This window comes from [Bacillus] selenitireducens MLS10, from assembly GCF_000093085.1.
Taxonomy (GTDB): Bacteria; Bacillota; Bacilli; order Bacillales; family Salisediminibacteriaceae; genus Salisediminibacterium; species Salisediminibacterium selenitireducens.
Genome location: NC_014219.1, coordinates 3,313,181 through 3,325,741, shown reverse-complemented (window position 1 = coordinate 3,325,741; position 12,561 = coordinate 3,313,181). Strand labels below are relative to the sequence as shown.

8 protein-coding genes are annotated in these 12,561 nt (G+C 51.9%); 7 read left to right on the top strand and 1 reads right to left on the bottom strand.

Annotation, left to right across the window (positions count from 1 at the left end):
• Positions 1–260: 260 nt before the first annotated feature.
• The 7 genes from BSEL_RS15595 (at position 261) to BSEL_RS15565 (ending at position 10,239) form a co-directional block, all read left to right on the top strand.
• Positions 261–1,553 carry a coiled-coil domain-containing protein gene (locus BSEL_RS15595; protein ID WP_013173968.1) on the top strand — a complete coding sequence of 431 codons (1,293 nt, stop codon included), beginning with the start codon at positions 261–263 and terminating at the stop codon, positions 1,551–1,553.
• Positions 1,554–1,870: 317 nt separating this feature from the next.
• Positions 1,871–3,394: a C40 family peptidase gene (locus tag BSEL_RS15590; RefSeq protein ID WP_013173967.1), complete on the top strand. Its 1,524-nt coding sequence runs from the start codon at positions 1,871–1,873 to the stop codon at positions 3,392–3,394.
• A gap of 292 nt (positions 3,395–3,686) precedes the next feature.
• On the top strand, positions 3,687–4,868 hold the full coding sequence (gene pgsB, locus BSEL_RS15585; RefSeq protein WP_013173966.1) for a poly-gamma-glutamate synthase PgsB: 1,182 nt from the start codon (positions 3,687–3,689) through the stop codon (positions 4,866–4,868).
• A gap of 29 nt (positions 4,869–4,897) precedes the next feature.
• Positions 4,898–5,350: a poly-gamma-glutamate biosynthesis protein PgsC gene (gene pgsC / locus BSEL_RS15580; protein ID WP_013173965.1), complete on the top strand. Its 453-nt coding sequence runs from the start codon at positions 4,898–4,900 to the stop codon at positions 5,348–5,350.
• A gap of 56 nt (positions 5,351–5,406) precedes the next feature.
• The gene (locus tag BSEL_RS15575) at positions 5,407–6,603 is read left to right on the top strand and encodes a CapA family protein (RefSeq protein ID WP_013173964.1); all 1,197 of its coding nucleotides are present in this window, start codon (positions 5,407–5,409) and stop codon (positions 6,601–6,603) included.
• 1 nt (position 6,604) lies between these two features.
• Positions 6,605–9,142 carry a gamma-glutamyltransferase gene (locus BSEL_RS18095; protein WP_013173963.1) on the top strand — a complete coding sequence of 846 codons (2,538 nt, stop codon included), beginning with the start codon at positions 6,605–6,607 and terminating at the stop codon, positions 9,140–9,142.
• Positions 9,139–10,239 (top strand): hypothetical protein, encoded by a 1,101-nt coding sequence (locus BSEL_RS15565; RefSeq protein WP_013173962.1) that lies wholly within the window; start codon positions 9,139–9,141, stop codon positions 10,237–10,239. Before BSEL_RS18095 ends, BSEL_RS15565 begins: the two co-directional genes overlap by 4 nt.
• Positions 10,240–10,529: 290 nt before the next feature.
• Here BSEL_RS15565 and BSEL_RS15560 read toward each other — a convergent pair whose 3' ends face one another.
• Positions 10,530–12,539 carry an acyltransferase family protein gene (locus BSEL_RS15560; protein ID WP_013173961.1) on the bottom strand — a complete coding sequence of 670 codons (2,010 nt, stop codon included), beginning with the start codon at positions 12,537–12,539 and terminating at the stop codon, positions 10,530–10,532.
• Positions 12,540–12,561 lie beyond the last annotated feature (22 nt).

Below are 12,561 nucleotides of genomic sequence, written 5' to 3'. Positions count from 1 at the left end.
ACTGACTCGCACAGGCAGAGGCAAAAAAAGAAAAAATCCGGGGGGGAGATCTTTTATAAACGCAATATTCGACAAAAAAACGAATGGAAATGATGAACATTTTGTGAACTGTCGTCGGACAACTGCCGATAGAATAACGGTTTATACATGATTCGACACTTTGAAACACAATTGTAATATAAAACACATGCGGTTGTTACATGATGGTGATAAAGTTGCACTCGTAGGAAAAAATGAGTGTTTGAACAGGGGGATGCACGTTGAGAAAGTCAATCATACTATCAGCAGTACTTGCAGGTGCCGTCACGGTGTTTGGTTTACATAGCAGTGTTGAAGCTACATCCGATCTGGAGTCTGAGCGCAGCAACATTTCAGATGAGCGGAGTGAAGTGCAATCCGAGCTGTCTGATGCAGAACAGGATCTTGCGGATCTGATGAATGAAATTGATGCGATTGAAGAGCAAATCGCCAGTATAGAAGATGGGCTTAAGGGCAACCAGGAACAGATGGATGCGACCGAAGCGGACATCAAAGAAAACGAAGAGAAGAAAGCCGAGCTGCAAGAAGAGATCGAAGCACTCGAAGCTGATATTGAAGAGCGTTTTGAACTGTTGAAAAACCGTGCAAGCTCCTATCAGCGTAATGGCGGTGCAACATCTTCTTATCTCGAAGTCATCCTCGGTTCAGAGGGATTCAGCGATTTCATCAGCAGAGTGCTGACAATCTCCCAAATCGCCCGTGCGGACAATGATTTCATTGACGCTCTAGAGGTGAAACAGCAGGAACTTGAAGACGTTCAGCAGGTGTTACAGGATACGCTTAACCACTTGGATGAGCAAATGGTAGAACTAGAAGGTATCGAACAATATATGGAAGAACAGCGTCAGCAACAGGAAGCACTTCGCGCAGATGTTGAAGAGAAGCGTGAAGATCTTGAGGGCATGATCGCAGACCTTGAGAGCCAAGAAGCAGAACTTGCGAGAGAAGAATCTGAACTGATGGACCGAATCGAAGCAGAGCGGGAGCGTCAGCGCGCAGAGCGTCAGGCAAGCCAGCAGGCCAGTCAATCAAACAGCAGCGGTACACCTGCAGCTACACCGGCTTCCAACAACAGTCAATCTTCGAGCCAGTCGTCGACACCAAGTAACAGCGGCGCCGTTACCGGTTCAGCAAGCACAGTCATCAATGCAGGTACACATTATATCGGAAACTCTTCATACGTATTTGGCGGAGGACGAAGCCAGTCTGATGTGGCGGCAGGGCGTTTTGACTGCTCGGGTTATGTCAGCTGGGCGTTCAGACAGATTGGTGTCAGCCTTCCAACATCAACAGACGCCATCCTCCATTCCGGTCAGCGTATTTCTGCGAGTCAGATGCGACCAGGAGACCTTGTCTTCTTTGACACGTACAAGCGTAACGGTCACGTAGGCATTTATGCAGGAAACGGCAGATTCATCGGAAGTCAGTCTTCTACAGGTGTTGCCTTTGCCAACATGACATCAGGTTACTGGGCCAACAACTTCCGCGGTGTCGTTGTACGTGTCCTTCACTAAACAACCAAACAGTATACCAAGGCGCTCCCGATTATCAGATTATGATAGCCGGGGGCGTTTTTTATTTTATCAAAATTGATAGTCGGAAGTCTTATTATGGCTGGATCTGCGGTTACGGGTGAACGACCATGTAAGAAAATAATCCCCAAAAAATTCGTCAATACACGACGTAAATAGGGCCAATGCAACTGTTCTGAAAGAGAGAGTTGTCAGATAATGAAAGTGGACGGAAAAAATTGAGAATTTAAGGTTGCCCAATCATTACCCCGATCAAACAGCCGGTTCCCGAGCTGTACATGACGTAAGGAGGTTTTTATATGAGTAAGACAGGTCACGTTCTTCCTTTCACAGCAACAGTCACTGCAGCTGCGGGGATTGTATTGTTTGCCCCTTCAGCAGTCGAGGCATCTTTCGGTCAGCAGACTTTGAGACAGGGCATGGATCATCCTGACGTCGTGGAGTTACAGACGATGTTGAAAGACAAAGGGTATTTTACATACCATACGGCTACGGGCTACTTCGGGACGATCACCGAAGAGGCGGTGAGAAAGTTTCAGCGTGAGGCAAATATACAGGTTGACGGTGTCGTCGGCCCTGAGACGTACCGTCAACTGCTCAGTACTTCTGCGCCTGCGGCGCCGGCACCTTCACAGTCGGTGTCTGATTCCGGTTCCGCGTCTGATTCTTCATTCAGTTCCACCCGTGTCGTCAACCGGGTTGACAGCTCTCGTCTTCTGCGTGAGGGTGTTAGGGGACAGGATGTTGAAGCATTGCAGCTCGCATTGAAGCAAAAAGGGTTTCTCAATATAGAGCGCGCAACCGGTTATTTTGGTACTGTAACAGCAAAAGGGGTGCGTGATTTTCAACAGGCAAGGGGGCTTAAGGTGGACGGTATTGCCGGGCCTCAGACGATTGGAAGGCTGAATGCCGAATTGAATGCAACAGGCGGCTCTGGTAACAGCACTGAGACCAAAGAGCCATCTCCTCCTGCTTCATCTTCAACGGATACGCTCAGAGAGGGGATGTCAGGAGACAGTGTTCGGGCTTTGCAGACAAGGCTGAAAGACCTTGGGCATTACCATCATCGTGTCACAGGAATTTTTGGTCCGTTGACGAAAAGTGCCGTTATCTCTTTTCAGCGAAATGAAGGCCTCACGGCCGACGGTATCGCCGGCGCCCGTACATTGAAAGCCATGCAGCAAGCTTCGGCTGCGCCTGCTCCAACCGGCTTTCTTCTGAAAGAAGGGGATACCGGTTCAAACGTCAGGGAACTGCAGGAACGCTTAAAGGCGACGGGTCACTACAAACATAATGTGACCGGTACGTTTGGCCCGATTACGAAAGAGGCAGTACGATCATTTCAGTCCCAGTGGTCTCTTGTCAATGACGGGATTGTGACGGCATCTGTCTGGGAGAAGGTAGAAGAAGTTTCTTCTGTATATATGGGTAATGCACCAGGCGGCCAGTCTTCTGCAGGGAGTTTTGAGGTGCTCAATGTCATTGCAGATGCGGCCAATTTCATCGGTGTCCCGTATTTATGGGGCGGTACGACACCGGCTGGGTTTGACTGCAGCGGCTTTATCCAGTATGTATTTAATCAAAATGGGGTTCAGCTCCCCCGTACGGTTGCCCAGCAGTGGAACAGCATGACTGCAGTGAGTCAGCCAAGGCCGGGTGATGTCGTGTTTTTTGAGACATACAAGTCAGGACCGTCTCATAACGGGATTTACATCGGCAATAATCAGTTTATTCATGCCGGTTCGAGCACGGGCATCATTGTGGCTGATTTGACTTCCGGCTACTGGAGCCAGCGTTATCTCGGTGCCAAACGGGTAAGATAGGTTCTTTAATCCGCTCTACCAAATAAATAGCCGAGGACGTCTTCGGAAAGGAGGGACTGGTCGTTCCGCTTTCATCCGGAGGCGTCTTTTTTGCATTAACTGGCAAAGTCATTCCTGTTCATAACATGTAAAAAAAGGATTTTACGTTACAGTTGTTTGTTTTATGCGAAACAGCGTTTACTTGACTGGCGATGTGATATAAAATAATCATTGGACTTATTTTGTCTTTATTAAGAAAACACTACGGAGCGTTGCTTTAAAACTCCGCTAGGTATGGAAGGAAGAAACCCACATGTGGCTGATACCAGTATTCGCCGGCCTGTTGCTCTTGTTGGCAATCATTGAACGCATCATGCATCAGAGAAACATTAACAAGATCCCCATTCGGGTCAACATAAACGGTGTCCGGGGTAAATCGACGGTCACGAGACTCGTCACGGGCATTGTTAAAGAGGCAGGCTACCGGACTGTCGGGAAGACAACCGGAACATCCGCCCGTTTCATTCCGTGGACGACCCGGGTTGAAACACCGATCGTCCGGGATCCGGAAGGTCCAAATATCAAGGAACAGAAAAAAGTGGTAGCCAAAGTGGCAAAGATGGATGCAGAAGCCCTCATCAGTGAGTGTATGGCTGTCAACCCCGATTATCAGATTGTCTTTCAGGACGTGCTTCTCCAGGCGAATGTCGGGGTGATTGTCAATGTCCTTGAAGACCATATGGACGTTCTCGGACCAACCCTTGACGATGTCGCCCAGTCCTTTGTGTCGACGATTCCTCACGACGGTCACCTCATCATCAATGACTCCAAGTATGTGGATTTTTACAAACAGGAAGCAGCGAAACGTAATACGAAAGTGATCGTAGCGGACACATCACGCATCAGTGAAGCGTATATGCGTGAATTTCCTTATGTCATTTTTCCTGAGAATGCGGCCCTTGGCCTCGCTGTAGCAGAAGCCCTTGGTATTGACGAGGAAACAGCCAGAGCGGGCATGCTCAATGCCCAGCCGGATCCGGGTGCTCTTCGGGTAGCACCAATCGAAGGGAATAACGATGCGACATCTCCGTTCGTTAACGCATTTGCTGCAAACGACGCCCATTCGACCCTCGCCATCTGGTCGCGGGTTCAGGAACTCGGGTATAACGGCGATCATCCGATTGTCATCATGAATTGCCGGCCTGACCGTGTGGATCGCACCGAACAGTTCGCAAGGGACGTTTTGCCGAAGATGGCGATAGGGACCCTTGTCCTGATCGGGGAGACGGTGGATCCGATCGTGAGCGCCTACAAGAAAGGTGAGATCAAAGCGGATCGTCTCGTCGACCTCGAAGGCAGGGAAACAAAAGAAATGGTTACCGAACTCAAGACCCTCATTAACGGCGACGTCATGTTTGGCGTCGGGAATATTCACGGTGCCGCCGAAGGCATTCTTGAACTGATTGAACAAGAACAGGACGTCAGCATCGCCTGACACCTGCTATCTGAAGGAGCTGAAAGCCCATGTTTGGAGCGGATTTATACATTACCTTTGTCGTCGGGATCGTCATCAGCCTGCTTTATGCAGAGAAGGCGGGCGTTCTTCCTGGCGGTATCATCGTCCCGGCCTATCTGGCGCTGATTTTTGATCAGCCATTTTTTATCATGGCCATTTTCTTTATCAGTACCCTCATATACTTTATCGTCGTGCACGTCCTGAGCCGTATTACAATCCTCTACGGACGTCGGAAGTTTGCGGCCATGCTGTTGACGGGGGTCGTGCTGAAGCTGACGTTCGATTACTTTTATCCGATAATACCCTTTGAGATTTATGAGCTCAGGGGAATTGGGGTCATCGTACCGGGGCTGATTGCCAACAGTTTTCAGAAACAGGGTGTCGTGATCACGGTGACGAGCACGATGATTTTAAGCGGGATCACCTTTGGCATCATGAGCCTGTATTACCTCTTCTTCTGACGGCCATTATGCCCGTCTTTTGAACCGCCGAGTTTTTTGATAAAGGAGTTAATGCTATGGCTGACAAGCTTCGAGCGGACAAGAATAAACCGCGTCCGTTAACCTACCAGGAACACTTCCTGAGAATCATGAAGAAACATAAGCGCCAGCTTCCGATCCATACGGTGATCCTCGCCGCGGTTACCGGTCTCTTTTTGCTGGCCTCAACGTTCATTACTTTCGCCGATGTCCCGGCCTTCGAACGTGATGAAGACAAACGCTTTACGGCGAGCTTCGTCGGCGATATCATGATGGGCCGTCACGTGCAGGATGCCATCGACGAGAACGGTTACGATCATCTTTTCGAGTTTACGGATCCTTATTTTGCCGCCTCGGACTATGCAACGGGCAACTTTGCCCATCCCATTGTGCCGGAAGACAGCGGTCTTCAGGAAGACGAGAATCAGAACCAGCACTTAAAAGCAGAACCTGAGGCGCTGGACGTTCTCGCCGAGCGTAATTTTAAAGTAATGAATATTGCCAACAATAACATCCACGATTACGACTATGTCGGGATGATCAGCACAAGAGATCTGTTTGACAGTCACGCGGATATCGGAGCCACGGGGATTCAGACGGAGCCTGACCGCTACGATCATATTCGTTACACATACAGTGAGGAAGCAGATCTGACGATCGCAACCGTGGGCTTTTCCGACGTCGTTGCGCCAAACTCGGGCGTTCGTGGCTTCCGCCCCGGGGTGGCGACGTTTGATACCCTGGCTTACGTGATGCGTGCGATTGTGGAGGCGTCCGTTGAGGCGGACATGGTTGTTGTCCACGCCCATTGGGGGGAGTATTATAACAGCCAGGTGACAACGCGCCAGCGGGAGATTGCCGAGGCAATGGCGAAAGCCGGGGCAGACGTCATTATCGGGCATAACCCGAACGTGCCAGGACCAGTGGAAGTCTTTGATGAGACCATTGTTTTTTACAGTCTAGGGAATTTTATCTTTGATCAGGGCTGGTCCCGTTCGAAGCAGTCGACGATCGCTTACTATGAGCTTGCCGACGACGGCGCGGCTGCGGTGTCGCTTCGACTGTTCGCGCTTCGTGATGCTCAGCCGCGGCCGGTGAACAACATGTCGTTTGCCCGGTTGCAGATGGAGAATATGTATACCAAATTTCTTGAAGATGACCAGTGGACGAAAGACGAGGATGGTGTGATTACGATCACCCTTGACCACAGCCGCATTCTGAAGGAGGGAGACTGATATGGGAAATACATCGAGGTATTTGCGCCTCATGACGAATGTCATTGGAATCCCCCTCGTTGCGATCTGGCTCGTGCTTGCCTATTTGGAAGTCAGTCCCGGAGGCGCCGATGACATTGAATCACAGGAAACCACGTTTGAGCCGGTGACGGCGACAGGCGGTTATGCGGTCAGTGCAGCCCATCCTAAAGCTGTCCAGGTTGGCACGAAGATCCTGGAAAACGGCGGAAATGCCTACGATGCGGCGATTGCGGTTGCGTTTACCCTCGGCGTTGTGGAGCCATACGGTTCCGGCATCGGCGGAGGTGGAGCCATGGTTGTCTATGACCCGACAGACGACACAGAACAAGAAGTAAACTACATTGACTACCGGGAAGTAGCGCCAAGATCCCTCCTTACCCCAGCCATGGTCGCTGAGGAACTCGGGTTTGATACCGTCTCCGGCGATATGCCGACGAACGAAGAATGGGCCCTTGTCAGAGAGGCCGTCATCAGCGCCTGGACGGCCGACGAAGAGGCAGATTTCATGCAGGAAGATGCAGGGGAAGAAGCGGCTTCTGAAGGCGGACCGTTCGATACGATCATAGAAAGCCTGATCGATAATCCGGGCTTCATTGCCGGCAATGAGATTCTTGTCCGGGCGGCAGACATGGCATACGAAGAAGAAAGCTTTGAAGGTACGCCGACTCCCCGTCTTGATGAAGAAGGCAACTGGGTGACGGATACAGAGGATGATCAGGATGCAGTGCCGGAAACGGAAGAGGCGCCGGCGGGCGATGCGGAAGAAATGCAGGAAGAAGCGGATTCGCTCCTAAGCGAGACGGAAGCAGAAGCGGTTCGCATTCTCGAATCCCTCGAGTGGGAGACTGCACAGTGGGGGAATCGTCATTATATGGAAGATTTCGGGATTCCGGGCTTTCTCATGGGGATGGATTACCTCTATGAAGAGTTTGCCACGCTTGAGATGACCGAGCTCCTTGAAGATGCAGTCAACCTTGCACTTCCCGCAGAAGGACAGAGAAATGAGTTTTACAAGGTGGAAGCGGACAGCTATTTACAAGACCGGTTTTACTATGCGCAGACCCGGCTCTCCGTCTCGGACATTCCGCATTTCTACCCTGGAAGCCGCTTTATTACCCGGGGGGATGAACTGATACAAGAAGAGCTTGCAAGAACCCTTGAAGATATTCAGGCCAAGGGCAGTTTCAGCCGGTATTTCATGGAAGAGCTCGCACCGGAAATGGTAGAGGCCTATCCGCTTCTCTCCATGGAGGATTTTCGAAACTACAGCGTGATTACCGAACGTGAGCCGAGCATGGGTCTATTTCAGGACTATGAGGTATACGCCGCTCCCGAGCCCCTCGGTGGCCCGGTGCTGATCCAGGCGCTGCAGCTCTCAGAACTGATGGATACAGGAAGCCACAATGTCCGGGACTTTATGTTTGATGCACCGATCCAACAGGCTGAAACCGGAACCGCACGTTCCCTTGAGGCACCTGAAGAGGATGCGGATGCGGAGAACGAACTGAATGATCAGAGCTTTCAGCAGGAAGAGCCTGACATGGCAGCTGAAGAGCAGATCGCTGAAGTGGAAGACTTCGTCGATTACATGGAAAAGATCCTCGGGATTAATTTTGTCACCTATCAGGACCGCCTGACCAATCACGGTGATCCAATGACGTCAGAACGGGCGCGCGAGCGCGGTGAAGAGTTGACATCCATGGCGAAAACGAGAGAGCTATACATCGAATGGCAAGAAGAACTGGAACGCCGGGAAGAAGAACGGCTGTTCGACGGATCAAATGATGAGATTGAACAGGACGGCGGGACGGAAGTGCGCCATTCGGAAGGGTTGTTTGTTTCCGCGGACAGTTTCTTCGATTCCCGCTCTGAAATTGACCAGCACGTCAATACGAGCCACTTCGTCATCATTGATGCAGAGGGACGCATGGTTTCTTCGACGAATACATTGAGCAACTTCTTCGGATCCGGGGAGTACTTTAAAGGGTTCTTCTTGAACGATCAGCTCAGTAACTTCAGTGATACCGTCGGATCGATCAATGAACCGTATCCGGAGCGACGCCCGCGAAGCTTCATGACACCGACGATCTTCATGGAACGTGGCGATGAGGGAGACATTACGGAGATGATTGGCGCCGGTTCACCGGGCGGTGCACGTATTCCGATGATGATGTCGCAGGTCATGATCAACTACAGCCAGTACGACATGACGATGACCGAGTCCATTGAGCGGATGCCAAGGTTCCAGTTCGCCTATAACCAGTCGAACCAGCGGTATGAAGTCCGGCTTGAGCCTGTTTTCCAGGAGTATGAGGAGAGATATGGGCTCATTCGCGACGTCCTCGACGAACGGGGGTACCACCCGGGTATTGAAACCCTCGGGATGTACTTCGGGGCCATCCAGGCGCTCCGGGTCGATTTCTCCGACGATACAATCCAGGGATTTGCCGATCCCCGCCGAGGCGGGACGACAGACGGCGGTCCGAATGCGGTAAACGGGGAGGAGGATGACGAATGATGCGCAAACTAGGAGGCAAACTCTTTGCCCCGGTCTTCTTTATCGCAGTGATGGCGATGATGATTTTTCTCGCTCCGGATCAGTCTTTGACAGGCAGCCAACGGACATCCATTGACGGCGTGTTTCTCTCGGAAGACTGGATTGAAGAAAGCCGGATTTCCCGGGAAATAAAAGACCTCACGTCCGGGCTGCCCAACGTACAGCAAAGTGTCACGATGCGTCGGCTCGATGAGGAAGAACCGGTCCATACCGTCGTTCTTACCGGCGACTCCCTGGCTGACGAATCGGACATACCCCGGGTGATGGGCAACAGTTATGACGACGAGGAAGACCCCGGGGATCATGAGCACCCGTATGCGCTTGGTCTCTCCACCGTCACCATTGACGAAGAAGACCCGCCTGCCGAGCAGTGGGAAGAACATCTTGAAGCGGACTGGTCCGCGTTCCCGGACTGGGTACAGGGTATGCGTAACGGCACCGTGGCCCATTATGGGACGGATCAGACGATGAATGTGACGACCGTTCATCCTGATGAGGTAAAGCGGGTTATCGAGTATACGGAGCGCGTTGAAACGTATATTCGTGATGAACGTGATGAAGTCCGAAGAGAGCAGATCGAGGAAGCGCAGGAGTCCGGAGAGATGCCGCCGGAGGAACTGGACCACGGTCCGATGCCGATTTACTCGGAAATCATGCGCGACATCAGACGGATGAACCCCGACGTAGTGATCATCGATATGAATCTGATTTTGGATCATCTCCTTGAAGGGAAGCATCTTTCCCCGAGGGTGGATCTCGATGACAGCCAGCTTGATGGACAGGATATTCTCAATCAGACATACGATCTACTCATCAGCCTCCACCGGGGGAATGTCGATCATTTTACGACGTACCTGATGTACAGTGACGACATGCGAGAGCGCCTTCCGGAAGGGGAAGTCTTTAATCTGAGAGAGGATCTTGAGGCATTGTCGGGACAGTTTACGATCTACGACGATATGCAGGTCGTGCACCTGGCCCCGGTCAATCCTTATGAAGAGCTGCGCCCCGCGTTTTGGGGACAGCGTGAAATCAGCCCGCTCCTTACCGGAGAATAAGGGCTGATTTTTTGTGGTGCTGTGGATAATGGTGTCAGTTATCCACCGGTTATTCACAAGAGTTTGTGGATAAACCGATTATGATTCTCGAAACTTGTGTATAAAACAGGGATTCCATTCTTTATTGCAAAGTGACATGGGGGTTATCCCCAGACAGAATAATGAATATGCGCCCCGAAAATTTTCCGGGGCGCACTTTACGACGTTATGTATCCAATTGCGCGAATGGTCTTTCTCCCCCTTGCTCGAATGGTGTCATATTTCCCTGAAGATGCCTGTTCAGTCCTCCGTCAGTCTTCGTCGGGCATGAGTGAGAAATGATCGAGGGCCTCAAGGATATGCTCTTCAAGCGGTTCCGTCAGCGTCTTGGCATACGTGTCACTGATATGGTGCTCATCACGGTAGACGACGACGTTTCCGATCACCGGATAACACCAGTCATCGTCGCAGAAATACTCGGACAGATCGGCATAGAACGTGTGATCAGGGATCGGTTCTTCGGTGTTTTCCCACGGATCCACGTCGGAGAGGACGCTGTTCCGTGTCGGTGTGCATGCTTCTTCGCCCTGTTCTTCGAGGCAGAGTGGGATGTTCGCCGGCATACGCGGGTTGTCACGGATCGCAAACACCGGCGTCTCATGTTCAAGCTGCCGCCACTGATCGATATAGCCGGCATGCACGACACGTCCTCCTGCCACGTTGGCGGTGGTGAAGATCATATCCGGGTCGCTCTCATTGAGGACATCGATGATGTCTTCGTTCCATTCGAGGCATGATTCCGTGAGCCGGCCGTCAAAGTCACTGGTTGTAAAGCGGCAGGCATCTTTATTATAGAGCTCGATTTCGATATGATGCCGCTCGGCGATCTCGACCATTGGCGTAAACCAGTGCCCGACGTGAGAGCCGCCGACCATGGCAATGCGAAGATCAGCGTCCTCGGTCTCTCCGTAGGAACAGGAAACCACTTCCGGTGCGTAAGAGCTCGTATAGCATTCCGGCTCACTGTAAAAAGCCGGGATATCGTTCTCGATATCAATCGTCGACGGGATCGGATCCACATTCTCCGGGACGAGGAGTCCGTTATGGATGGCCAAAGCACCGGGATGTGTATCGGTCGCAAAGGAGCCGTCACTTTGAATCAGATGAATCGTCAGAAGCCAGCCGCCGGCAAGAAGCAAAACAGGCGTGGCCATGGCAGAGAGGCTCCAGGTGATGCGCTTCAGATGCTTTTGCGGCTGCATGCGCCGAAACGGCGCCTCCACGATCCGGGTGGAGACGTGAGAGAGAAAAGCCGAAGCCACGATGATCGCAAGCCCTGCCAAGAGGGACGGCTGATCCGTTCCGGTATAGCGGAGGTAAAAGATAAACAGCGGCCAGTGCCAAAGGTAAAATCCGTAGGAAATACTGCCGAGATACGTGAAGACTCTCGATCCGAGTATGGTTGCGGCTCCAAAAGCGGAAGGCGACTGAGCCGCTATCATGACGAGTAACGCGCCGCTTGTCGGAAGCAGTGCGGCATAGCCCGGGAATACATCTGCGACCGGAAGGAGGGTACCGGTGAATGCGATGATGCCAACGCCGAGCCAGCCGGCAAAGAAGCTAACCATCTTCGGAAGCCGAACCATGGCAATCGTCAGGGCGAGGATCCCGCCCATGGCGAATTCCCACACCCGGGCGAATGAATTAAAATAGGCCCAGGGCTGATTGACAGCCGTCAGGTGCACCGAATAGGCCAGGGAAGCGGCGAAGACGATGAGAAACACCATCAGAAGCGTCAACCGCGGCGGAGTATGAAGCAGCCTGCGGGCGAGTGCGTAACCAAAGAGAATCACCAATGGCCAAATGAGATAGAACTGTCCCTGCAGTGAGAGGGCCCAGTAGTGCTGAAAGGGGCTCGCTTCATTGTTCTGTGCCAGGTAGTCCACCGAGTCAAAGGCAAGCTGCCAGTTTTGGAAGTAGAACAGACTCGCAATCAGTTCAGAGGCGGTCTGATTCCAAAGGAGCTGGGGCAGAAGCAGGATTGAGGCAATCCCTGTCGTCATCAGCACAATCAGTGAAATCGGCAGAAGCCGCCGGAGCAGTCCCGCATAGAAATGTCCGACCCGAATCCCGCCGTCACGGTCCATCTTGAGGACGAGAGACGTGGTGATCAGAAACCCGGACACGATAAAAAAGACATCCACACCCCCTGAGACGGTGCCGATCCATATATGATAGACAGCGACGAGGATCGCGGCGAGCGCCCTCGTCCCTTCGATTTCAGGTCTGAATTTCTTTTCCGGTGCAGTTAAATCATTCATGAATTTTTCCCACCTCAACGTA

What these genes read in the sequence shown, in the direction of transcription:
- BSEL_RS15590 (WP_013173967.1), top strand. Translation starts at nt 1,871, where the DNA reads ATGAGTAAGACAGGTCACGTTCTTCCTTTCACAGCAACAGTCACTGCA.
- BSEL_RS15565 (WP_013173962.1), top strand. Translation starts at nt 9,139, where the DNA reads ATGATGCGCAAACTAGGAGGCAAACTCTTTGCCCCGGTCTTCTTTATC.
- BSEL_RS18095 (WP_013173963.1), top strand. Translation starts at nt 6,605, where the DNA reads ATGGGAAATACATCGAGGTATTTGCGCCTCATGACGAATGTCATTGGA.
- pgsB (WP_013173966.1), top strand. Translation starts at nt 3,687, where the DNA reads ATGTGGCTGATACCAGTATTCGCCGGCCTGTTGCTCTTGTTGGCAATC.
- BSEL_RS15560 (WP_013173961.1), bottom strand. Translation starts at nt 12,539, where the DNA reads ATGAATGATTTAACTGCACCGGAAAAGAAATTCAGACCTGAAATCGAA.
- pgsC (WP_013173965.1), top strand. Translation starts at nt 4,898, where the DNA reads ATGTTTGGAGCGGATTTATACATTACCTTTGTCGTCGGGATCGTCATC.
- BSEL_RS15575 (WP_013173964.1), top strand. Translation starts at nt 5,407, where the DNA reads ATGGCTGACAAGCTTCGAGCGGACAAGAATAAACCGCGTCCGTTAACC.